The sequence below is a fragment of the Streptomyces sp. NPDC001401 genome, from assembly GCF_042895385.1.
Taxonomy (GTDB): Bacteria; Actinomycetota; Actinomycetes; order Streptomycetales; family Streptomycetaceae; genus Streptomyces.
Map to the genome: position 1 here is coordinate 123068 of NZ_JBIAWI010000025.1, position 23850 is coordinate 146917.

Sequence of the window (23850 nt, forward strand, 5' to 3'; positions counted from 1 at the left end):
TACCGTCAACACCTGTGGGATTCCTGAGGCGCGGTCAACTCGCCCGTTTTTCGCCGTTCATGCGCCGTCTGTCCAGGTCAGAAAGGTTAATGATCAAGGGGAACGCCTTGGAATCGGCACCCCGGGTCTATTAACGTTCGATAACGCAGCGCGGTCGTCCCAGCCGTCACAAGAGGCGGCTCCGTGCGCACGCGCCGAATCCCGCAAGGGAACCGGGGAACCACCACCCTGGGGTGAATCGCGCGGATACCGCCGTGGACCCACGGCAGGTATACGCGCGTAGGAGACCTTCCTGCTCCGAACCCGTCAGCTAACCCGGTAGGCGAGAAGGAAGGAAAGGAGCACGCCCACGTGGCGTCCAACCCGCCTGCCCCGGCAGCCCCGTTCGTGCCGAGCACCGAGCCCTTCGGCTTCGCCGGCCCCCGCACCGACGAGGGCCCGTGGGAGGAGTGGAACCCCACCGAGGACTCCCTCCGCCCGGTACGCGGCCGGCACCGCGTCGGCAAGCAGCGCGGCGGGGGACTCGCCCGCAGCTCCACGGTCCTGGGCGTCGGCGTCATAGCCGCCGTCGGCGCGGGCGGCATGGCCAGCGCCAACACCGGCAAGCCGCCGGTGTCCATCTCCATGCCCGATCTGGGCTCCGTGAGCCATGTTTTCGACGGCTCCTCCGACGCCCCCAAGGGCTCCGCGACCGTGCTCAGCGACGTCGCCACCTCCGAGGTCACCGCGCAGGGCGCCAAGGGCGCCGGTGAGGCGCTGCGCGACCGGATCATGGCGCAGGCCGAGTCGCAGCAGGTCCAGATCGACAGCAAGAGCCAGGCGGCCACCGAGGCGGCCCTCGCCAAGCAGACCGACGCCGCCGCCGCCAAGGCCGAGCAGGAGGCCGCGGCCAAGGCCGCCGCCGCGAAGGAGAAGGCGGAGGCGGCGGCCAAGAAGGCGGCCGAGGCCGCGAAGCTCGCCGAGCTGGCCAAGCAGTTCACGCTGCCGGTCGTGTCGTACACGATCACCGGCACCTTCGGACAGGCCGGCTCCATGTGGTCCTCCGGCTACCACACGGGCCTCGACTTCGCCGCCCCCACGGGCACGCTCATCAAGGCCATCCACAGCGGGACGATCACCGAGGCCGGCTGGGCGGGTTCGTACGGCTACCGCACGATCCTCACCCTCGACGACGGCACCGAGCTGTGGTTCTGCCACCAGTCGTCGATCAGCGTCAGCGTCGGCCAGAAGGTCAGCACCGGCGACGTCATCGGCCGCGTGGGCGCCACGGGCAACGTGACCGGGCCGCACCTGCACCTCGAGGTCCACCCGGACGGCCAGGCCACCGGCATCGACCCGGCGCCGTGGCTGCGCAGCAAGGGCCTCAACCCCTGAGAGCCTGTGTCATTTACGTGATCTTTGCGGGCGTGCCGGAATGGACTGTTCTGGCACGCCCGTTGACGTAGTACATGACTTCTCTTCGCAAGCTCGGCTCCTCCGGCCTCGAGGTCTTCCCGCTCTCCCTCGGCGGCAACGTCTTCGGCTGGACCGCGGACGAGGCCACGTCCTTCGCGGTGCTCGACGCCTATGCGGCCGCGGGCGGCAACTTCGTCGACACCGCCGACACCTACTCGGCGTGGGCCGACGGCAACAAGGGCGGCGAGTCCGAGACGATCATCGGCAAGTGGGTCAGGGCGCGCGGCAACCGCGACGACGTGGTGATCGCGACCAAGGTCAGCCAGCATCCCGAGTTCCAGGGCTTGTCCGCCGCCAACATCAAGGCCGCGGCCGAGGCCTCCCTGCGCCGCCTCGACACCGACCACATCGATCTCTACTACACCCACTTCGACAGGCCCGAGGTGCCGGTCGAGGAGATCATCGGCGCGCTCGACGAGCTGGTGAAGGCGGGCAAGGTGCGGCACATCGCCGCGTCCAACATCTCGCCCGACCGGCTCCGTGCGTCCCTGGAGTTCTCCGACCGCGAGGGCCTGGCCAAGTACGTGGCCCTGCAGCCCCACTACAACCTCGTCTCGCGCGACACCTACGAGGGCGAGCTGCAGGACCTGGCCGCGCACTACGGCCTGGCCGCCGTCCCGTACTACGCCCTCGCCTCCGGCTTCCTCACCGGCAAGTACCGGCCCGGTACGAAGGTCGACAGCCCGCGGGCGGGCGGCGCCGCCAAGCACCTGGAGTCCGAGCGGGGGCAGCGGGTCCTGACCGCCCTCGACGAGATCGCCCAGGCTCACGACGCCCAGGTCCCCACGGTCGCCCTGGCCTGGCTCGCGGCCCAGCCGACGATCGCCGCCCCGATCGCGTCCGCGCGGACGCCGGAGCAGCTGCCGGCGCTGCTGGCGGTGGGCGAACTGACGCTCACCGAGGCCGAGGTCGCGCACCTGACGGAAGCGTCGGCCTGACCCCCTCAGGTCCTACGACTGGTGCGGGCAGGTGCTACGACTGGTACGGGTTGTACGCGGGATTCGGCGCCGTCGGGTACCCGTACACCCCGTACACCGGCCAGGGCGGCGCTGCCACCGGCACCGGAGGCGCCGTGACCCGCGCCGCGTGGTCCAAAGCCGGGCGCGCCACCTCCCGGCGCCGCCACAGCTCGTGCAGCAACTCCCGTTCCCTTACGACGAAGTCGGCGCCGGCGCGGCCGCGGCGCCCGCGGTGCCGCAGGAAGGCCAGGGAGGTCGCATACGCCTCGTACTGGGCGACCGCCCGGGCGGCGGGCTTGCCGAGGTGGTGGGCGGCGTACTGGCGGGCCAGCCGGCGCGCCCGCATCGAGCCGAGGGCGTAGGGCTCGGCGGGGGTGAGCCAGCCCGCGACGGCGTAGGCGGGCAGTTCCTCGCGCACGGTGCGCAGTTCGCGCTGGCGGGTCCAGATGACCAGCCAGGTCAGCAGGCCGAACGCGGGGAGCATGAAGACGGCGTACACGGCGAAGAACCCGTACTCGCCGAAGGTCGAGGAGCCGTTCCAGATCGCGTGCATGCTCATCGCGAGCAGCAGTCCGGACAGCGGGACCAGGACGCGCCGCAGATGCTGGCGCTCCGCGGAGAGCGCGGCGATGCCGAAGCCGATGCCGGTCAGGACGGTGAACAGCGGGTGCGCGAACGGGGACATGATGATGCGCACGAAGAACGTCGCCGCGGTGACGGAGGCGATGCCACGGTCGCCGGTCAACTGGTCGGTGCCGAAGGCGGTGCCCAGGTAGAGGATGTTCTCGGTGAACGCGAAGCCGGTCGCGGTGACGCCGGCTATCACCACCCCGTCGACGATCCCGGTGAAGTCCCGTCTGCGGAACAGGAAGACGAGCAGCACGGCGGCCGCCTTCGAGGACTCCTCGACTATGGGCGCTATGACGGTCGCACCGAGGGTGTCCGCGCTGGACGGGTCCGCGGTCGCCGTCGCTATCCACTTCGTGGCGAAGCTGTTGGCGACGATCGCTATCAGCGCCGCCGCGCAGGCCCCCCAGGCGAAGGCGAACAGCAGGTTGCGCCAGGGGCCGGGGGCGACCCGGTCGAGCCAGCGGAAGGCGGCTATGAGAAGCGGCACGGGCAGGACGGCCAGCCCGAGCCCGACCAGGAACCCTTCGGTGCCGGTCTGTTCGCGCACCAGGGCCAGGATGACCAGCCCGGAGAGCGCGAGCAGGGTGCAGAGCGCGCCGTAGCGCACCGATCTGCGCTGCCACCAGTGAGCATGCCCGAGCGCACCGCCGGCCGGGCCGCCGGGGTGTGGCGGATGCGTCGGGTACGGGGGAAAGGTGGCCACGGCATTGACCCTAACGAGGGAGGACGCCGCCCGCGACGGTACTTCGGATTGCCCGCAGGGCCGTGGGGCTTCAGGCGCCGGTGGGGGGCTGGTTGTGGTGCTGTACGCGACGGAAGAGCAGGTCGTTCACGACATGTCCCTTGTCCAGTCCCTGGCCCTCGAAACGGGTCAGCGGCCGGAACTCGGGACGGGGCGCAAAACCGCCCTCCGGCTGTGTGTTCTCGAACTCCGGATGCGCCGACAGCACCTCGAGCATCTGTTCGGCGTACGGCTCCCAGTCGGTCGCGCAGTGCACGATGCCGCCGGGCCTGATCCTGGCCGCGGCGAGGTCGAGGAACTCCGGCTGGATCAGCCGCCGCTTGTGGTGCCGCTTCTTGGGCCAGGGGTCGGGGAAATAGACCCGCAGCCCGTCCAGCGAATCCGGGGTGAGCATCTCGCGCAGCAGGATGATCGCGTCCCCGTTGGCCACGCGGACGTTGGACAGCCCGTCGTGGTCGGCGAGGTTGAGCAGATTCCCCTGCCCCGGGGTGTGCACGTCCACGGCGAGGATGTTCGTGTCCGGGTCCGCCGCGGCCATCTGCGCGGTGGCCTCACCCATCCCGAACCCGATCTCGAGCACGACGCGACTGCTGTTACCGAACAGTTCCCCGAGATCGATGGTCCGCTGCCCGTCGATGTCCAGCCCCCACTTGGGCCACAGCCGCTGCAGCGCATCCGCCTGCCCGGCCGTCACCCGACTCCGCCGCGGCTGAAAACTCCGAATCCGCCGCTCGAAGTGCGACCCGGCGGGATCGGCCTTCGGCCCGTCGGGAAACCGGGGCTCACCCTTGGCCCGGGTATGCCGGACGGACACCCCGGGAACATGCGGCATGTGCTCACCGGACTCGCCGGAGAGACCGGCCTCGCCGCGATCGGCGGGCCGGGGGACTTCGGAGGCATTGAGGGAGTCAGACACAGTGAAGCCGATTTTACGGCGGCGCCGAGGCAATCAGCCCGCCCGGCGTTCGAGGCCGCGACCTGCGGGCCGGCGGGGGCTGGTCGCGCAGTTCCCCGCGCAGCGGACTTCGCGAAGGCCACCAGGCGTCTCTCAGCCCGTCCGGCGTTTGAGGACGAGGCCGTCCGGGCCGATCGGGGTCCGGGGCGGAGCCCCGGCGGGGTTCAGGGGCGGAGCCCCTGGCGGGGTCGAAGGGGCAGCGCCCCTGGGGATGGGACGGGTAGGGGCGGCGGGGGCGACAAAAGCCGACGCCCGCGCCACGCACGCCTCACACCGACCCCAGCATGGCCAGCGCCCGCCTCGCCACCTCCCTCCCGATCGGCAGCGAAGCCGTCGCCGCAGGCGAGGGCGCATTCAGCACATGCACAGCCCGCGCCCCCTCCTTGATCAGAAAGTCATCCACCAGCGACCCGTCCCGCAGCACCGCCTGCGCCCGCACCCCCGCCGCCGTAGGCACCAGATCGTCCACCGTCACCGCCGGCAGCAGCCGACGCACGGCCGTGCCGAACGCCCCCTTGGACACCGACCGCCGCAGCTCACCGGCCCCGTACCGCCAATGCCGCCCGGCCATCCGCCACGCTCCCGGCCAGGACAGCGTCCGCGCCACCTCCCGCGGGCGTACGACACCCCAGCCGTACCCCTCCCGAGCCAGCGCCGGCACCGCGTTCGGCCCGATGTGCACGCCCCCGTCGATCCCGCGCGTGAGGTGCACGCCGAGGAACGGAAACGCCGGATCCGGCACCGGATACACCAGCCCGCGCACCAGCTCGGGGCGGGCCAGCTCGTAGTACTCGCCCCGGAACGGCACGATCCGCATCTCGGGGTCGTCCCCGGTCAGCCATGCCACCTCGTCGCAGTACAGCCCGGCACAGTTCACCAGCACGCGCGCACGGACGACCTCACCGCTCGCCGTCCGCACGGCGACCCCGAGCTCCGGCCGCCGATCGATCCGCTCGACCCGAGCCCCGTACCGGATCTCCGCCCCCGATGCCTCGGCCAGCTGCCGGGCGACCCCCACGAAGTCGCACACCCCGGTCGTCCCGACGTGTATCGCCGCGAGCCCGCGCACCTCCGGCTCGTACTCCGCGATCTGGGCGGTGCCCAGCTCCCGCACCGGAATCCCGTTCTCCCGCCCGCGCTGCACGAGGGCGTGCAGCCGCGGCAGCTCGTCCTTCTCGGTCGCGACGATCAGCTTGCCGGTGACGGCATGCGCGATCCCGTACTCCGCGCAGAACTTCACCATCTCGGCGGCGCCCCGCACCGCGTACTGCGCCTTGAGCGACCCCGGACGGTAGTAGATCCCGCTGTGGATCACCCCGCTGTTGCGCCCCGTCTGGTGCCGGGCCGGCCCGGGCTCCTTCTCCAGCACGGTCACCCGGGTCCCCGGCGCGACTCGCGTGATCGCGAACGCCGTGGACAGCCCGACGATCCCACCCCCGATCACCAGCACATCACAGTCGTAAGCGATCCCCGGCCGCACCTGCACCACCTCCCGCTACCGATAGTGCACTGCGCCACTGACAACCACTTCAAACGCCGGGGACGGCAGCACCGCATTTTTGCCCTCAGAGGCGCGGCAAGCCGCAACGCACCCGCCCCCGCGAAACGACACAAACCCGGCAGTCGATCGCGCGATCTCTACGCCGGCGCCATCAACAACGGCCGAGCCCGCTCCCGCAGCTCCACCACCCGCGGCTCGTCCCCATACGGCTCCAGCCGATGCAGAAGATCCTTCACGTACTCGGTGGTGCGAGCGGACGAGATGCGCCCCGCGACCTCCACCGCCCGCACGCCCTGCTCGCACGCGGCATCGAGATTGCCCGACTCGAGCTCGGCGACCGCCGACACGACGAGCCGCAGGCCGTGCGAGCGCACGAACTCCTCCGTCGGCTTCGACAGCGCCTGCTCCGTGAATCGCCGCACCTGACGCGGCGCCTTCAGATCGCGGTAGCACTCCGCCGCGTCCGCCGCAAAACGGTCGTAGGAGTAGAAACCGAGCCAGGACGGGTCATTGTCCCCGTCACGGGCCCGCTCCAGCCAGCCTTCGGCGGCGCGCAGTGCCGCGCCCGCCGCCTGCGCGTCACCGGCGCGCGCGTGCGCACGTGCCTCGACGAGCCGGAAGAAGCTCATGGTGCGGGCGGTCGCCAGCCCCCGGTTGCGCTCCAGGGCGGCCTGCGCGAGATCGACGCCTTCGTCGCCGAAGCCGCGATAGGTCGCCTGCAGCGACATGGACGCCAGCACGTACCCCCCGAGGGGCACATCCGCCGCGGCCCGCGCCAGTCGCAGCGCCTGGATGTAGTACCTCTGCGCGGCCTCCTGCTGCCCGGTGTCGAAGGCCATCCAGCCCGCGAGCCGGGTCAGTTCGGCGCTCGCCCCGAACAGGGCGCGCCCGACCTCGTCCGAGTACGCACCGAGCAGCAGCGGAGCCGCCTCCACCCTCAAGCACTCGGGCACCATCGACGAACGCCAGTCGCCTCCGCCGTACTTGGAGTCCCAGCGCCGGGCGTCCTCGGCGGCCTCCCGCAGCTTCTGCACATCGCTGTGGCCGACTTTGAGCGGTGCGCCCGAGCCGTCGGCGGAGTTCGCCTCGCGCGCGACCGAGCTGTCGGCCGGTGTTATCAGCCATCGTGAGGCGGGCGTTGCGTATGCGCTTACTGCGAACGATCCGGCCAGCGACTGCCAGATGCCGCCGGAGCCGGCCCGGCGCCCGGCGAGGTCGAGACGGTAGAGCTCCGTCGCCGACCGCACTGCCTGTCCTACGTCCCTGGGGAAGGCGAGGCCCACTTCGGGTGCGGGATCCGCGTCCGCCAGGCCGATCTCGTGGAGCGGCACCGGGCGGCCGAGCTTCTGGCCTATCGCGGCGGCGATGAGGTGCGGCGCGGCACCCTGCGGCACCATGCCCTTCGACACCCAGCGCGCCACCGAGGTCTTGTCGTAGCGAAGAGTCAACCCGCGTTGAGCGCCAAGATCGTTGACGCGTCGCGCGAGTCCTGCGTTGCTGATTCCCGCGAGGGCGAGAACGGCGCCGAGCTTTTCGTTCGGCCCGCGTTGCTCCCTGGACATGCGCCACCCCTCGACACAGACGGCTGCCGCGCTGGCATAACCACGCGGCATTCGTAAACCCAGCGTAGTTCGCCGCATCCCAAGCGTTAAGGGGCATTGTTCCGGATGGCGGGATTGTGGTCCGCACTGAAGTGCGGGTCCGATACGCGCAGTTGCGCCGTGCTCCCGCTGTGTGGCCGTGCGCCCGTCCGTGCGCTCTTCTCCGGCCATCGGGGGAGCGCTTCCATGGGCGGTGCGTGGGTCGGCCCGCTGTACTGGATCCAGCGGGCTGGGGGACACCGCCGCCTTCATCCCCGCGGGCGGCGGACGGGCCCGGGGGGCGAACTCCGTCTCCCGGGCTGCGCACGGGTGATGCGATGCTCAGAGCCTGTACGGAGCGTGTCCAAGACTGTTCCGCCATCACCGATTTGGCTGAAAATCGCCCCCGTGCTGCCCGGTCAATTTCCGCTCCCACCATGGAACTTGAGGGCGCGAAGGGTGTTTTCGGGGAGCGTTTCGGGGGCGCATTCGCGTCGCAGACGCCTTGCCGAGTACGGGTGTTCGGCTCACCCGGCGGTTGAGCGCCAAGGCACGTTCCGGGGATCGTAAGCGGCTCCACCGCCCCTCCGGCGTGCGCCCTTCATGGCAGCATGGTGAACCAGTTCGTACGGTGCACTGGTTGTCCACAGCCTGTGGAGGCGTCCATGCGGTGGTTGGTGGGGTGGAGCAGCACCGCCGCGGGGGCTTTGGAGATCGGTTCGGCGGGGGCCACCGGACAGGGCGGCGAGACCGTGCACCCGGTGGGTTCCCAGCTCCTGTGGGGCGACCCGGATCCGCTCTGGGCGGTCGGCGACTGGCGCCCCGACGAGGTGCGGGTGGTGAAGGCCGACGCCCAGACCCGGATCGCGGTCCTGGGCACGTGCGGGGCGTCCGACGAGGAGCTGCGGGTCGGTCTCTTCGCCGCGCGCGGAGGCGCACTGCGCCACCTGACGGCGTGGCCGGGCAGCTACACGGCGATCGTTCAGGTCGGCCGCCGGGTCACCGTCTGCGGCGACCTCGCGGGCGCCCGCCCCGTCTTCTACACCCCCTGGGCGGGCGGCACTGCCTACGCCACCGCCGCGCTCCCCCTCGCCGACCTCATCGAGGCCAACCTCGACTTCGGCCACCTCGCCGCGCTCCTCGCCGCCCCCGACGTACCGGCCGCGCTGCACGACTCCACGCCCTACGACGGCGTACGGCGCATTCCGCCGGGGCATGCGCTGATCCTGCGCGCGGGGGCGCGTGAGATCGCCGGCTACGAGCCGGTCGCGTCCCTCGCGGTGGCGGCGCCCTCGGCGGACCCGGACAGCGCGGTCGACGCGGTGCGCGACGCGCTGGTGGAGGCGGTACGCACGCGCTTGTCGGCGCCCAGGCACGTCCCCGGGGCGGACATAGACCCGGGCCCGGTCCCGGGCATGGGCCCGGCGGAGCGCCGCGCCGCGCGCGGGATGCCGGTGGCGGGCATCGGCGCGGACCTTTCCGGCGGCCCTGCGTCCGGCACGCTCGCCCTGCTGGCGGCCGGCCTGCCGGGCATGCCGGGCACAGTCCTGGGCCACGGCACGGGCGCGGGCGAACGCCTGCTGGCGGTCACCTTCAACGACCTGGCGGTGGGCGGCCGCGAGGCGGAACTGGAGCGGGCGGGATCCCTGGCGGCCAACCCCCGCCTCCACCACGTGGTGGTGACCGGCGGCGAGGAGGCCCTGCCGTACGCCGAACTGGACGGCCCGCTGACGGACGAACCGGGCCAGTCCCTGGTCACGGCGGCCCGCCACCGCGCCCGCCTGGCGTCGGGCAGCGCAGACCACTTCACGGGCTACGGCGCCCGCCAGGTCCTGGACGCACACCCGGCCCGCCTGGCCGACCTCCTCATGGACCGCAAACGCCGCCACCTGGTCCGCCCCGTCGCGGCACTCGCGAAGGCGGACGGCTCGGTGATGGTCCCCGCGCGCGTGTACGGCGCGGCCCGCCGCCTGGCCCGCACCCCGTACCGGGAGGGCCTCGAACTGCTCGCCGAACGCCTCCTGCAGCGCCGTTTCGACGAACCCGGGGGCGCCGTCGGTGCCTCCCTGGCCGCTCTCACCTGGGCCAGACCGGGCCCGGCGGCACGCTGGCTGACCGGCGAGGCCCTAGCTGAAGTATCGGTTCGCCTGCAGGCGTCGACGAACCGCTCGGGCGTGGGCCCGGGCCAACGCCCAGGCGACTACCGAGCACGCGCAGCCCTTGCCCGCCAAGCAGCGGACCTGCGCATCCTGGAACAAGCAGCCGAGATCCGCTCCCAGCGCCTGCACGCGCCGTTCCTCGACAACCAGGTGGTCCGCGCCTGCCGCGCCCTCCCCGAGGCTCTACGCGTCCAGCCGGGCGCCCGCGCCGCCATCCTCCGCACGGTCCTGGAAGGCGCCGGCGTGAGCGACCTCCCACCCGGCTGGGGCGCCCCTTCCCACGCCTCGGCAGCGGTGGCGGCCCGCACGGGCCTCCGCGTCGCCGCAGACTCCCTGATGGCCCTGTTCGGCACACCGCTGCTCGCGGAAGCGGGCCTGGTGGAGGCCCGAGTCGTCCGCAAGGCCCTACGCGCAGCAGCCGCAGGCGAACCCCTCCCCCTCGACGGCCTGGCAGACCTGGTCTCCCTGGAACTCTGGCTACGCCGCCTACTGGCCCGCCGAGGAACCTGCTGGACAGGCACACCGGCCCGCCAGAGGGCGGTACCAGCAGGAATCACCCCACGGAGGGGAGCACTGGCTTCCGGTGGCGGAGCCGGGGTCGCATGAGGACGGAGGCTTCCGGCCGAGGAGGGCGCTGTGAGGGCCACTGCCCCCGGCGGGGGAGCGCCGCCTTGACGCCGTCCCGGTGTCCGAGACCGCTGCCACCCTCCTGATCTCCCGCCCACCCACGGCGGCCATAGCCTCCCGATGTCTGCCGGCATCCCTCTGCCCGTCCGGTGTCAGAGCCGCTGTTGCCGTCGGGATTCCCCACTCACCTGCGGGGTGCACGCTCTGGATGTTGGCCGTCGTCAGCCCGTCGGGCGTTTGAGGCCGATGTCGCCGTCCCGATCCCCCACCCACCCGAGGGGCGCGCTCTTGGGGCCCCGGTCCGTGTCTTTCAGCCCGTCGGGCGTTTGAGGCCGATGTCGCCGTCCCGATCCCCACCCACCCGAGGGGCACGCTCTTGGGGCCCCGGTCCGTGTCTTTCAGCCCGTCCGGCGTTTGAGGACGAGGCCGTTCAGGCCGATCGGGGTGCGGGGCGGAGCCCCGCGGGGGTGCGGGGGGCCAGGCCCCCGAAGTTGGGGGCCGGGGCAGAGCCCCGTGAGGGGTGCTGGGGACGTGGTCCTCGCCGGGGTTCAGGGGCGGAGCCCCTGGTGGGGTCGAAGGGGCGGCAGCCCCTGGGGATGGGACGGGTAGGGGCGGCGGGGGCGAAAAACGCCCCGGCGCCCACCGCCCCGCACTGGCCCCCGAAACACCCACCGCCACAAAACACCGTGCCCCACCCCCAACCCCCGGCGACAATGACCCGGTGCGGTACAGAATCCTGGGCGTCACCCAGGCCGAGGACGACCACGGCACCGCCATACCCGTCCCCGGCCAACGCCTCCGCACCCTCCTCACCGCCCTGGCCCTACGCCCAGGCCGAGTCACGACCCCCGACACCCTGATCGACGAGGTCTGGTCGGACACCCCGCCCCACGACGCCCCCGCCGCCCTCCAGGCCCTCATCGGCCGCCTCCGCCGCACCCTGGGCAAGGACAAGATCACCTCCGCCCCCGGCGGCTACCGCCTGGAGGCGACCCAGGACGACGTAGACCTGTTCGTCTTCGAGCGACTGGTACGGCAGGGCACAACGGCCCTCGACCACGGCGACCCGCACACAGCCGCGCACACACTGGACGAGGCCCTCGCCCTGTACCGCGGCCCGGCCCTCGCCGACCTCCCCGACCGCCTCGCCGCCACCCGCCCCGAAGCCCTGCACCGCGAGGCGACGAGAACCCGCATCGATGCGGACCTGCACCTCGGCCGCGCCCACACCGCCGTACCGCACCTGAAGGAACTGACCGCGGCGCACCCGTACGACGAACCGCTGCACGCCCTCCTCATCCGCGCCCTGCGCGACACGGGCCGCACAGCCGACGCCCTGGCCGCATACGAGACCGCCCGCTGCGCCCTCGCCGAAGGCCTGGGCACCGACCCGGGCCCCCAACTGCGCGCCCTGCACACGGAACTGCTCACCCCGACGGCAACGACGGCAACGACGGCAACGACGGCAAAACCGCAACCCACCCCGACACACCCCGCGCCCACTCCCGCCCAACCCGAACCCCCCACCCGCACCGGCAACATCCGTCCCCGCCTTACCTCTTTCGTGGGCCGGGAACCAGAACTCGACGCCATCCGTTCCGAATTGCACAGGGCAAGACTCGTCACCCTCACCGGACCGGGCGGCTCCGGAAAGACCCGCCTCGCCGAGGAAGCCGCCGCCGGGCTCCCACAGGCGTGGCTGGTCGAACTGGCACCGCTGGACCGGCCGGAGGCGGTGCCCGGCGCGGTGGTCAGCGCGCTCGGTCTGCGCGAGACCGTGCTGATGACCACCGAGCTGACGGCCCCGCAGGACGACCCCCTCGCCCTGCTCGTCGAGTACTGCGCCCCGCGCAGCCAACTCCTGATCCTTGACAACTGCGAACATGTCATCGAAGCAGCGGCAGCCCTCGCCGAGACGCTGCTCACCCGCTGCCCCGGGCTCACGATCCTCGCCACCAGCCGTGAACCCCTGGGCGTCCCCGGCGAGTCGGTACGCCCGGTCGAGCCCCTCGTCCTCGACCAGGCACACCGCCTCTTCGAGGAGCGCGCGTCCGCCGTCCGCCCCGACGCGGCCGCGGTGCTCCGCGACCGGGCGGCCGTGGACGAGATCTGCCGCCGCCTGGACGGCCTGCCGCTCGCCATCGAACTGGCCGCGGCCCGGCTCCGTCTGCTCACGCCCCGCCAGATCGCCGACCGCCTTGACGACCGCTTCCGCCTCCTCACCTCCGGAAGCCGTACGGTCCTGCCCCGCCAGCAGACCCTGCGCGCGGTCGTCGACTGGTCCTGGGAGCTGCTCGACGAGCGGGAGCGCACGGTGCTGCGCGAGGTCTCCGTGTTCGCCGGCGGCTGGGACCTCGCGGCGGCGGAGGCCGTGTGCACAGGCCCCGCGACCGATCTCGTCGGGGCGCTCGTCGACAAGTCCCTGATCGTGGCCACCCCGTACGGGACTCCGTACGGCCGTACCGGCTCCGGCGGCATGCGGTACCGCATGCTGGAGACCATCCACGAGTACGCCGTGGAGCGCGCCGCCGAGGTCCCCGAACTGCGCGCTGCCGCCGAGCGCCGGCACAGCGCATGGGTGCGTGCACTGGTGGAGGAGGCCGATCCGGTCCTCCGCTCGTCCGGCCAACTCCCGTGGATCTCCCGCCTGGAGACCGAGCTGGACAACATCCGCGCCGCCCTCCACCGTGCCCTCACCTCGGGCGCCGAGCCGGAGGCCGCCGTCCTCGCCCTGTCCATGGGCTGGTTCTGGTGGCTGCGCAACTACCGCCACGAGGCCGAATCCTGGCTGGACCAGGTCCTGCGCCTGGGCGCCGCCCTGGACAACACCGCCGCCTCCTCGCCGGCCCCGGCCCCTGCCCCTGCCCCAGAAGCGGCTCCGGCCTATCAGGCCGCACTCCCCGCAGTCCCACCAGCCCCTAACGCCCCTACAGCTCCCACAGAGCCCATAGACGCCTTCCTCTCCGCCCCCCACGCCGAAGCACACCACCCCCACCACACCTTCCGCATGAACCTCCGAATGCTGCACCTCTTCATGAAGTCGGACACCGCACCGATGGACTGGCTGCTGGACGATCGGATGCGTCAGTACGTCGGCCGGCTGCGGGACTTCTTCGAGCGGGGCGGTCCGGAGGCGGCCCGTATGCCGGGCCTCGTCTGGCCGTTCACCACTTTCGTCCTGGACGGCTCGCAGGACGTCCGCGCCGCCTTGGACGTCGCCGTCGCCAACTCCCGTGCCCACGGCGACGACTGGGCGATCGGTGTCGCCCTGATGTTCCGTACGCACATGGCCGTCGACTCACTGGGCGGTATGAAAGGCGTGGACGAGGACCTCGCGGAGCTCAGGGTGCTGAGCCGGCGCGTCGGCGACCGCTGGATGCGGGCCCAGGTGTGCAGCGCGGCCGGCGAGGCGGCGATGGCCCGCAGCCGCCTGGAGGAGGCCAAGGGCGAGTACGAGGAGGCGCTGCGGCTCGCCTACGAGGTGGGCGCGTACGCCGAGACGCCGTTCCTGCTGGCGCGGCTCGCCGAGATCGCCTACCGAGCGGGCGACCGCGCGGCCGCGTCGAGCGGGCTGGACGAGGCGACCGCGGCCGCCGACCGCTACGGCGTACCGGACTCGAGGGCGTTCGTCCTGCTGATGCGCGCCCAGCTCGCGCTGGACGAGAAGGACACCACCCGGGCACGCGCGCTGCACGAGGCGGCTCGCGCGGAGGTCGGACGTGGCACGCCACCGCCCCAGTTCACGGTGATGCTGAACGCGATCGACGGCCTGGTGACGGTCGCCGAGTCGGGCCCGGCGCAAGGACTGCCCAAGCTCGCCGACACCGTCCGCGAGTCGGTGGAGCGGCGCTGCGCCGATGTGGTCACGGCGACCGTCGTGGACAGCACGGCGGTCCTGCTGTCCGATCTCGGGGACCATCCGCGCGCGGTCCGCCTGCTCGCCGTCGCGGAGCGCTGGCGCGGCGGCGCACCGCGCCCCGTGCCGGAGCGCGCCGAGTCCGAGCGCGCCGAAGCCGCCGCGCGCGCCGCGCTGTGTGCCGAGGAGTACGAGGCGGAGTACACCAAGGGCGCCGCCCTCACCGCCGACGACCTCCTCACCGAACTCGGCGAGGCCCTGCGCAGACACCCTGCCGGGCAGCTTCCGTAGAGGGGAGTCCGACCGCACAACGCCACCAGCAGGCGAACCAGGTGCAGGCGCACCAGGCGCTGATGAACTACGAGCAGGTGAACTTCGACTCGGCCCAGTCCGCGAGCGTCAGGGTGTCGAAGCTGCTCTGCGGCTGTACGACCAGCCGTACGGTCCTGTGCCCGGCGAGGTTCACATGGACCGGGACCGCGGGGCCGCCGCCCTGGATCATCCAGGACTGCCACAGCCGGACGCCGTCGGCGTAGACCGAGAAGTAGACCTTGCCGAGGCCCAGCGTCATGTCGTCGACGCCGACCATGGCGTCGTAGGCGGAGCAGGTGCGGTTGAGGTCGACGGTGACGGAGGACTGGCCGTGCACGGTCACGCCGTGCGTGTACTGCTTGCCGGCGATCGACATGCCGTACCGCTGCCACACCCAGCTGCTCTCGCCGATCCGCATCTCGGGCTTGGTGCCGTCGCCGCCGAGGTTGTAGGACAGCTCGCTCCACTCGTAGACGGCTGGAGCGGGCGGGGGAGTCGGGGTGGGCGTGGGTGTGGGCTTCGGGGTCGGCTTCGGCGTGGGAGTGGGGGTCGGGGTGGGGGTGGCCTTCGGCCGGGGAGCCGGGGTCGGAGTCGGCGTGGGAGCCGCTGCGGGCACGATCACCCGCGGCTTCGGCTCGGGCTGCTTCTTCGGCGGCGTCGGCTTGGGTGACTCGGGCCGGACGGCGGGCGCGGAGGCGGGCGGCTTTGCGTCCGGCTTCCTGACCGGGGTGCTGCCCCCGGACAGCGCGAGGGCGACCGCCACGCCCGCCGCGGCGACGACACCGGCGGCGATACCGATCTTCGCCGGCGCCCCGAGCCCCTCGGAGGCCGCCGCGCCACCGGCGCCTGCCCCACTGGACGAGCCGCCGCTCGCCGCGGCGGCCGCACCCGCGGCGCCCGCCGCACCGGCTCCGGCACCGCCGGCGATGAGCGCGGCCACCTTGGCGTACCCGGCGGCACCGAACCAACCGATGACCGCGACCGGCACGACGCCCGGGATACCGCTGGCGACTTCCTTGATCTGGCCGGCGGCCAGCCGGCACTTGGCGCACTCCTCAAGGTGCTTGCGCAGCCCCCGCTCGGCACGTGTGCGCAGTCCGCCGCGGGCGTAGGCGCCCAGCCGGTCGGCGTAGCGGGCGCACTCCTCGTCGCCGACGAGCGTGGCGCTGACGTGGGCCTGGAGGTAGGCCTGCTTGAGGCCCTCGCGGGCGCGGCTGGCCAGCACGCGCGTGCCGTTGGCGTCCAGCCCGAAGAGCGTGGCGACCTCGCTCGGCGACTCGTCCTCGACCTCGGTGTGCCACAGCACGGCCTGCCAGCGCTCGGGCAGCGACCGGAAGGCCTGCATGGCCATGGACTGCTCGGCCTCGTGCATCGCGCGCACGTCGGCGCCCAGGTCGAGGGTGTCGTTGTCGGACACCTCGGAGGAGCGCGCGGCCTGCGCCGCGAACACCGCGAAGTCGTCGACCAGTTGCTCCCGCTTCGCGGACTTCGTCCAGTTCGCGGCCACGCGCCGGACAGTGGTGAGCAGATACGCCCGTACGGCGTGCTCGGGGCCGTGGCCGCCGCGCACTGCCTGGAGCATGCGGGCGAAGACCTCGGCGGTGAGGTCGTCCGCGGTGTGGGCGTCGCGGCAGCAGGTGCGGGCGTAGCGGCGTACCGCGTCCGCGTGGCGCCGGTACAGCTCCTCGTACGCGGTGTCGTCGCCCGAGCGCATCCGCCCGATCAGGTCGGCGTCGGAGGGCGGAAGGTCTCTCGGTGGCGGCAGGACGCTGTCCTCGCGCCGGTCGCGCTGCGCCGGGACACTGCCCTCGACGGGCTCGACCGGCTCGCCGCCCTGCGGCGGGATGACGGTCTCCGGGCGGCCACCGCCCCGCGGGCCGCCCGCCCGTCCGCCCGGCCCGCCCTGACTCGGCACCTGCGGCGAACCACCGGCCTCCGCGTCACCGTCACCCAGTGACTCGTCCCGCCCGTCAACGCTCATCGCGGAAAGCCCCCGACGCCTGCCCAACCAGTCCCGACCACCGGGTCAGAGTGCCATATTGGCTTTTGTTCAGGCCCCATCCGGGCGGACCATCCACCCGTCCGTGGGGACTTGTCGTGCCGTAGTACTAGCCATCACCCATTAGGGGAAGGCTCAATTGACGCTCGCCAGACGGAAGTTGAGCGGGAAATGAGTGGCATGCCGGAAATGCCCCGCTGATTCCCGGCGGCCGGTGTATTTCTGGTGTCCAGTCGCATTCCCGGCTGACGCCGGGTGCGCGGGCTGCGCAGCGCCCACGCCCCACCGCCACCGTCACGCGCGCGTCCAGTCGCGCACCGTCACTCGCGGCCGGGCTCTCAAGCCGGCCGTGACCGCAGCCCCTCCAGCAGGATGTCGAGCAGCCGCGCCGAGGCCGCCGCCTGCTGGGCCGCGTCCGGCAGCGAGGGCGCCGCCGTGGCGATGACCAGCAGTACGTCCGACACCGACACGTCGGCCCGCAGCTCACCCGCCGCGCGCGCCCGCTCCACGAGCTGGCCCACGACCTCGAGCAGCGCCGCCGCGCCCGTGTCGTCCTCCGCCGAGACCCTCGGGGCCTCCTCGGGAACGAGCCGCAGCTCCCCGGAACCCGGCTGCACCCGCTGCTGCGGCACGCGGGCCTCGTCGAAGACCGTGCCGTCGGCCCGCTCGGACTCTTCGTCGGCGACCGAGACCCGCAGCACCTGCGGCGGCAGCAGCCGCCCGGCGCCCGAGGCCACCGACGTCCGCAGGAAGCGCGAGAGCGCCGACCACGGCTCGTCCTCCTGGCCGAGCGCCGCCCGGGCCTGGTCGGTCAGCCGGGAGGTCTCCTCCTCGGCTATCCGCCGCACCAGGACGTCCTTGCTCGGGAACCGCCGGTACACGGTCCCCACACCCACCCGCGCCCGCCGCGCCACGTCCTCCATCGGCGCGCCGTATCCCAGCTCGCCGAAGACCTCGCGCGCCGCACGCAGCACGTGCTCCAGATTGCGCTGTGCATCCACGCGCAGTGGCGTCGTACGCGCTGCGTCCGCGCGTCCGTTTCCCGCCGCCGCGCTCACGATGCCGCCCGATGTCAGTGCAGACGCGGACGACCAATGAGAGTCCTGAACATGCATAAGTGATCCCCCGGTAATGACGTCTCCCCCCGGAGACTCTCCCCGCCATTCATTGGTTGCCGGGACGTGGGAACAAGCCCGGTTCACCGGACCCGCCCGTCGCGGACTCGATGAGCGATGAGCGCATCCCCCTACACCCCGTCGAGACACGAACATAGTTGAGAGGGAGTCAATTCAGAAGGGGCAGGTTCCGCACGGAGCGCCCCCCGATCGGAGTACGAGTCGCATACGTCCCGATTGCGCCCCCCAAGGTCATCCGGTACACACCCGCTGACCTGCAATCCTTCCGAGCACTCGGGCAATTCGGCCAACCCTGGGCGTCCCCGGCCCCCCGTCACACAAATTGTCGGGGCTGTGGACAAACTCAAGCGCTGGGTGCGTCATGGGATGGTGAAGGAACGTGCGCGCATTCTCGTTGTCGGCGGCGGCTACGTCGGGATGTACACGGCCCTGCGCCTCCAGCAGAAGCTGAAACGGGAACTCGGGCGGGGCGAGGCCGAGATCACAGTCGTCACTCCCGACCCGTACATGACTTATCAGCCATTCCTTCCCGAAGCGGCCGCCGGTGCCATTTCACCCCGGCACGTGGTCGTACCGCTGCGCCGAGTCCTGGATCAGTGCCATGTCGTCATCGGCGAGGTCCTGTCGATCGACCACGCCAAGCGCACCGCCACCCTCACCACCCTCGCGACGGAGGAGGAGGGAGCGGGCCCGGAGCAGCTGACGTACGACGAACTGGTCCTCGCCCCCGGCTCGATCTCGCGCACGCTCCCCATCCCCGGCCTGGCCGACCACGGCATCGGTTTCAAGTCGGTCGAGGAGGCCATCGGCCTGCGCAACCACGTCATCGAGCAGATGGACATCGCCTCCTCCACCCGCGACCCCGAGATCCGCGACGCGGCGCTGACCTTCGTCTTCGTCGGCGGCGGATTCGCCGGAGTCGAGGCGCTCGGCGAACTCGAGGACATGGCCCGCTACGCCGCCCGCTACTACCACAACGTCCAGCCCGAGGACATGAAGTGGATCCTCGTGGAGGCCTCGGACCGCATCCTGCCCGAGGTCGGCGAGGAGATGGGCCGCTACACGGTCACCGAACTGCGCCGCCGCAACATCGACGTACGCCTGCACACCCGCCTGGAGTCCTGCGTGGACCGCGTTGCCGTCCTCAGCGACGGCGCCCGCTTCCCGACCCGTACGGTCGTCTGGACGGCCGGCGTGAAGCCCAGCCCGCTGCTCGCCGCCACCGACCTCCCGCTCACCGGACGAGGTCGGCTGAAATGCACCCCCCAGCTGACGATCGACGGCGCCACGCACGCGTGGGCGGCAGGAGACGCGGCCGCCGTCCCCGACGTCACCGCCGCCGAACCCGGCACGGAGACGGCCCCCAACGCCCAGCACGCGGTCCGTCAGGCCAAGCTCCTCGGCGACAACATCGCGCACTCCCTGCGCGGCGAACCCCTCGAGACGTACTCGCACAAGTACGTCGGCTCGGTGGCCTCCCTGGGCCTCCACAAGGGCGTCGCCCACGTCTACGGGCGCAAGCTGAAGGGCTACCCTGCCTGGTTCATGCACCGCGTCTACCACCTCAGCCGGGTGCCGACCTTCAACCGCAAGGCCCGTGTCCTGGCCGAATGGACCCTTTCGGGCCTCTTCAAGCGGGAGATCGTCTCCCTCGGTTCGCTCGAACATCCCCGAGCGGAGTTCGAACTCGCGGCCGGTGGAAAGCCTCCTACCGACCCGATGAACGACCCGAAGGGGTCGTCCTGACCGGACCCAGGAACTCCACCGACCGGGTGGGCGTCTCACGGATGTCGCCCCGGTAGGCCACACTGCCAGACTGATCCCCGCCCCCAGGGCGAGCAGATGCTCGCCCTTCGAACCCAAGAGGCTCTCTCCACCGTGCTGCATCCCGGGGGTGTCACCCCCCAGCCCTCCGGCCGGGTCCGGAGTCGGCCGAAGACGCCGAAGACGACGACACGAGGCAAGGATTCGTGAACTTCACGCGCTGGAGCGCCCGGCTCCCCGGAACGCAGCGCCGCGCCGCAGCGCGGACCGATCATTCGGCCGCGCCCGACCGGCCGGCCGAGAACCCGAGCGCCGTCCCCGCGGCCCGCGCCGAACAGCTCACCGACGAGCACGCACCCGTACCGGCCGTCGACGAACTCCCCGTCCGCGAGGTGCTCGACCGCGTCCCGGCTCTCGTGGCCCTCGTCCACGGCCCCGACCACCGCGTCGCCTACGTCAACGACGCCTACGTGACGGCCTTCGGCGTACGACCGCTTGGCGAGCCAACCCGCGAATCCCTCCCGGAACTCGACGAACTGGGCCTGCTCCCGCTCCTCGACCAGGTCCTGCGCAGCCGCAAGCCCCGCACCCTCAAGTCCCGCAAGGCCCCCGACGGCCGCTCCTACACCTTCACCTGCACCCCGGTGACGGAAGGCGAAAACGCGGGCGTATTGGTCTTCGCGACCGACGTCACCGACCACGCCGAAGCAGCCGAACGCCTACGCGCCAGCGAGCGCCGCCAACGCGAAACAGCAGTCACCCTCCAGCGCTCGCTGCTGCCCCAGGAACTGGAAGAACCGGACGACCTGCGCATCGCCGCCACCTACCAGCCCGGCGGCACGGAGGCGGCGGTCGGCGGCGACTGGTACGACGTCATCACCCTCGGCGGCGGCCGCACGGCCCTGGTCATCGGCGACGTGATGGGCCGAGGCGTACGAGCCGCGGCCGTCATGGGCCAACTCCGCACGGCGGTCCGCGCGTACGCCCGCCTGGACCTCCCTCCGCACGAGGTCCTGCAACTCCTCGACGGCCTGGCGACGGAGATCGACGCCAACCAGATCGCCACCTGCGTGTACGCCATCCACGACCCGAACGAGGGCCGCCTGGTGTACGCCTCCGCGGGCCACCTCCCGATCCTCGTCCGCGACGAAAGCGGTGTGGTCCTGCGCGCCGACGAACCGACCGGTCCGCCGCTCGGCACGGGCGGCTGGATGCACGCCTCGGGCTCGATCCCGCTGGGCCCCGGCTCCACGGCCGTGCTCTACACGGACGGCCTGGTGGAACGCAGGGACGAGGACCTGGACGAGGGCATCGCATCCTTGGAGCGAGCTCTGTCGGGCGCCACCGGCACGCCCCAGGTCGTCTGCGACCGCCTCGTCCGCTCAGCGGGCGTGACCGCGGACCACGACGACGACGTGGCCGTCCTGGTCCTCCAGCACCCGGCCCGCACGGGCCCGGACAGCGACCTCTTCCGCAACGCCGCCCTGGAACTCCTGGGAGGCATCGAAGCAGCCCCACGCGCGCGTGCCTTCGCCTCCGGCGTCCTGACGAGCTGGCGCTTTCCGACCGAACTCCATGACCTGGGCGTCCTCGCAGCCAGCGAACTGGTCGCCAACTCCCTCCAGCACGGCACACCACCCATGCGCCTGCGCCTGCGCCGCACCGACCGCCGCCTGATCATCGAGGTCACCGACGGCGACGACCACCTCCCGCGCCGCCGCCGAGCCGAACCCGGCGACGAGTCGGGCCGGGGCATCGCCATCGTCGCGACGATCGCGTCGAACTGGGGCTCACGACGCACCCCGGGCGGAGGCAAGGCGGTCTGGTGCGAGTTCGTACTCCCCAAGAACTCGGCCTGAGCCCCGCTCAGGCCTCCGCGGCCACCGGCTCCGCAGCCGCCCCACCCCGGGCAACCACCCGACTCCTCCCGAGCCACGGCCGATCCTGGACGGCGGTGAGCTGCCGTCCCAGCCGCAGCGCGAGGAAGGTGATCCCCAGCGAGAACAGCAGGAACGCCACGATGTACGGCGCGTGCAGCGAGGCCCCCATCGGCCCGCCCACCGCCGGCCCCACGGCCAGCGCAAGCTGCTTCACCAGGGCGAAGGCGGAGTTGTACTGCCCCGCCATCCCCGTCGGCGCAAGATCGGCGACCAGCGGAGCGACGGTCGGCGACAGCATCGCCTCACCCAGCCCGAACAAGGCATACGTCGAAACGAACGCGGCGGTCGCCATCTCCTGGCTGCCGTGCCCGAGCCCGGCATACCCGGCCATGACCCACGCCACGGCCCAGATCAGCCCGACCCCGGCGATCACCCGGGACCGACGCCGACGCTCGACGAACTTCAGCACGGCGAACTGCGCGACGACGATCATCAGCGTGTTGGCGGCCAGCGCCGTCCCCAGCGCGGACGTCGAGATGCCCGCCGCCTCGACCCCGTACGCACTCAGCCCCGACTCGAACTGCCCGTAGCAGGCGAAGAACAGCACAAAGCCCAGCACGCACAGCTGCACCATGGCCCGATTGCCGAGCAGCTGCTTCCAGCTGCCCTTCGCCGACTGCGCGGGCGCACCCTCGATGCGCGGGGAGTGCGGCATCCGCACGGTGGCCATCACGACCGCGAGCAGCAGGAACACCGCAGCCTCGATCGAGAACAGCAGGGTGAAGGAGTCGACGCGCGTAGAGTCAACGAGATGGCCGCCGATGAGCCCACCGACGCCGAGCCCCAGGTTCTGCAGGAAGAACTGCATGGCAAACGCACGCGAGCGCGTGTCCGCCGTGGAACAGTCCACGATCATCGTCGCGAGCGCCGGCTGCATCACGGCCTGCCCGGCCCCGAGCGCCGCCGCCGACAACAGCACGGCGTTGGCACTGCTCGCCAGCCCCAGACTCAGCGCCCCCAGCGCGGCGGTGACCAGGGCGGCGAACAGGACCGGTAGCGGACCGCGCCGGACGATGGCCCGCCCGGCGAACGGCAGCACGATCAGCGCGGCCACAGCAAAGACAGCGAGCACGAGCCCCGCTGTCATGGCCCCCAGCCCCCGCACCTGCGCCACATAGACGTACAGGTAGGGGACGGTGAAGCCGAGCCCGAACGCGCTGAGTGCGTTACCCACATGGATCCGGCGCATCGCTGCGCCCATCGCCCTGGTCACGTTCACCTCTCTCAGTAGTTAGGAGTGAAGACTTAGAACCTAAAGTTCGAAGCTAAACAGTACACCCAGAAGAACTTCAACGCCAAGCACGCCCATGCCATACTTCGGCCATGGGCGACACCCCCGGCACCCTCGGCGAACCGACACTCGAAGAGCAGATCGCCGCCTACCAGCGCGAGTTCCGGGACCTCGACCCTCAGGTCGAAAAGATCGTCTCGGCCCTGTCCCGCCTGAACCGCCGCATGAACGTCGCCTACGGCCGCCAGACCTCCGCCCTCGGCATCAGCAACGCCGAATGGGAGGTCCTCAAGGCCCTCGTCCTCTCCGGCGCCCCATACCGCCTGGGCCCGAGCGATCTCGCCAAGCGCCTGGGCCTGACGCCGGCCGCCATGACCCACCGGATCGACCGCATGGTCGCCGAGGGCCTGGTGACCCGGGAGCGCGACGAGTCCAACCGAGTGCGCGTGATCGTGGAGCTCACCGCGGAGGGCCGCGAGAAGTGGCTCGAGGCGATGCGCCTCGCCACGGTCTTCGAGGAGGACCTCCTCCAGGACCTGTCCCCCGACGAGCGCACCACCCTCGGCGAGGTCCTCACCCGCCTCCTGCGTAGGGTGGAACACGCCCAGCCGGACGCGGGCGGACGCCTCACCGACCTGGACTGAGGCCGACATAAAAGATCTTGACAGGGGGCGCTTGACAGCCCTCTCCCGGATCCGTAAAGTTCTCCGGGTTGCCACGGAGCCGTAACGGTTCTGCGACAGCACCTCCGCCGCACAAGCGGCACCTCAAACCATCAGCACGATCTCCCAATGGGATTGATTTCGGCATGCCCGAATTCAATTCGATTCGGACCGGCAGCCCGATTAGGAACTGCCGAAGGGATCCGCTAAGGTTTGAGACGTCGGAACGGCCCAACGGCCTGGAAGGCAGCCCCCTCTGACTGGGAGTCAGGCCCGAAAGGATCTGATAGAGTCGGAAGCGCCGGAAAGGGAAACGCGAAAGCGGGATCCTGGAAAGCACCG

14 protein-coding genes and 1 riboswitch are annotated in these 23850 nt (G+C 71.7%); of the genes, 7 read left to right on the forward strand and 7 right to left on the reverse strand.

Translation table 11 applies throughout. From position 1 onward, the window contains the following. The first annotated feature begins 182 nt into the window (after positions 1-182). Positions 183-340, forward strand: a riboswitch (cyclic di-AMP (ydaO/yuaA leader). Positions 341-351: 11 nt separating this feature from the next. Next, positions 352-1374 carry a M23 family metallopeptidase gene (locus ACFY10_RS49295; RefSeq protein WP_390671945.1) on the forward strand — a complete coding sequence of 341 codons (1023 nt, stop codon included), beginning with the start codon at positions 352-354 and terminating at the stop codon, positions 1372-1374. Between the two features lie 74 nt (positions 1375-1448). Further along, positions 1449-2393, forward strand: coding sequence for an aldo/keto reductase (locus ACFY10_RS49300; RefSeq protein ID WP_390671946.1), 945 nt, complete (start codon positions 1449-1451; stop codon positions 2391-2393). A 34-nt stretch (positions 2394-2427) separates the two neighbouring features. Here the strand turns inward: ACFY10_RS49300 and ACFY10_RS49305 are convergent, their stop codons facing one another. From ACFY10_RS49305 to ACFY10_RS49320, 4 genes are all read right to left on the reverse strand, one after another. Continuing rightward, on the reverse strand, positions 2428-3747 hold the full coding sequence (locus ACFY10_RS49305) for a PrsW family intramembrane metalloprotease (RefSeq protein WP_390671947.1): 1320 nt from the start codon (positions 3745-3747) through the stop codon (positions 2428-2430). Between the two features lie 70 nt (positions 3748-3817). Then, positions 3818-4702 carry a tRNA (guanosine(46)-N7)-methyltransferase TrmB gene (gene trmB / locus ACFY10_RS49310; RefSeq protein ID WP_390671948.1) on the reverse strand — a complete coding sequence of 295 codons (885 nt, stop codon included), beginning with the start codon at positions 4700-4702 and terminating at the stop codon, positions 3818-3820. A 307-nt stretch (positions 4703-5009) separates the two neighbouring features. Next, a complete protein-coding gene (gene lhgO, locus ACFY10_RS49315) occupies positions 5010-6230 on the reverse strand; it encodes an L-2-hydroxyglutarate oxidase (RefSeq protein WP_390671949.1) in 1221 nt (406 codons plus the stop codon). A 149-nt stretch (positions 6231-6379) separates the two neighbouring features. Continuing rightward, entirely contained in the window at positions 6380-7804 is a 1425-nt protein-coding gene (locus ACFY10_RS49320) for an MFS transporter (RefSeq protein WP_099929881.1), read from the reverse strand. 683 nt (positions 7805-8487) lie between these two features. On the opposite strand from ACFY10_RS49320, the gene ACFY10_RS49325 reads away from it, so the two are divergent. Together ACFY10_RS49325 and ACFY10_RS49330 are read left to right on the forward strand one after the other, a co-directional pair. Further along, positions 8488-10587, forward strand: a complete 2100-nt coding sequence (locus tag ACFY10_RS49325; RefSeq protein WP_390671950.1) for an asparagine synthase-related protein — start codon at positions 8488-8490, stop codon at positions 10585-10587. Positions 10588-11329: 742 nt separating this feature from the next. After that, on the forward strand, positions 11330-14755 hold the full coding sequence (locus ACFY10_RS49330; RefSeq protein ID WP_390671951.1) for a BTAD domain-containing putative transcriptional regulator: 3426 nt from the start codon (positions 11330-11332) through the stop codon (positions 14753-14755). 67 nt (positions 14756-14822) lie between these two features. On the opposite strand, the gene ACFY10_RS49335 is transcribed toward ACFY10_RS49330, so the two are convergent. Both ACFY10_RS49335 and ACFY10_RS49340 read right to left on the reverse strand, forming a co-directional pair. Continuing rightward, positions 14823-16757 (reverse strand): sigma-70 family RNA polymerase sigma factor, encoded by a 1935-nt coding sequence (locus ACFY10_RS49335; protein ID WP_390671952.1) that lies wholly within the window; start codon positions 16755-16757, stop codon positions 14823-14825. 356 nt (positions 16758-17113) lie between these two features. Beyond that, positions 17114-17890 carry a TetR/AcrR family transcriptional regulator gene (locus ACFY10_RS49340; RefSeq protein ID WP_390671953.1) on the reverse strand — a complete coding sequence of 259 codons (777 nt, stop codon included), beginning with the start codon at positions 17888-17890 and terminating at the stop codon, positions 17114-17116. A 387-nt stretch (positions 17891-18277) separates the two neighbouring features. Here ACFY10_RS49340 and ACFY10_RS49345 point away from each other — a divergent pair, with 387 nt between their 5' ends. Together ACFY10_RS49345 and ACFY10_RS49350 are read left to right on the forward strand one after the other, a co-directional pair. Continuing rightward, positions 18278-19657 (forward strand): NAD(P)/FAD-dependent oxidoreductase, encoded by a 1380-nt coding sequence (locus ACFY10_RS49345; protein ID WP_390671959.1) that lies wholly within the window; start codon positions 18278-18280, stop codon positions 19655-19657. A 224-nt stretch (positions 19658-19881) separates the two neighbouring features. Next, positions 19882-21534 carry a SpoIIE family protein phosphatase gene (locus ACFY10_RS49350; protein ID WP_390671954.1) on the forward strand — a complete coding sequence of 551 codons (1653 nt, stop codon included), beginning with the start codon at positions 19882-19884 and terminating at the stop codon, positions 21532-21534. 7 nt (positions 21535-21541) lie between these two features. On the opposite strand, the gene ACFY10_RS49355 is transcribed toward ACFY10_RS49350, so the two are convergent. Continuing rightward, a complete protein-coding gene (locus ACFY10_RS49355) occupies positions 21542-22816 on the reverse strand; it encodes an MFS transporter (RefSeq protein WP_390671960.1) in 1275 nt (424 codons plus the stop codon). A 122-nt stretch (positions 22817-22938) separates the two neighbouring features. On the opposite strand from ACFY10_RS49355, the gene ACFY10_RS49360 reads away from it, so the two are divergent. Beyond that, entirely contained in the window at positions 22939-23490 is a 552-nt protein-coding gene (locus tag ACFY10_RS49360) for a MarR family winged helix-turn-helix transcriptional regulator (RefSeq protein WP_390671955.1), read from the forward strand. The last annotated feature ends 360 nt before the right edge of the window (positions 23491-23850 follow it).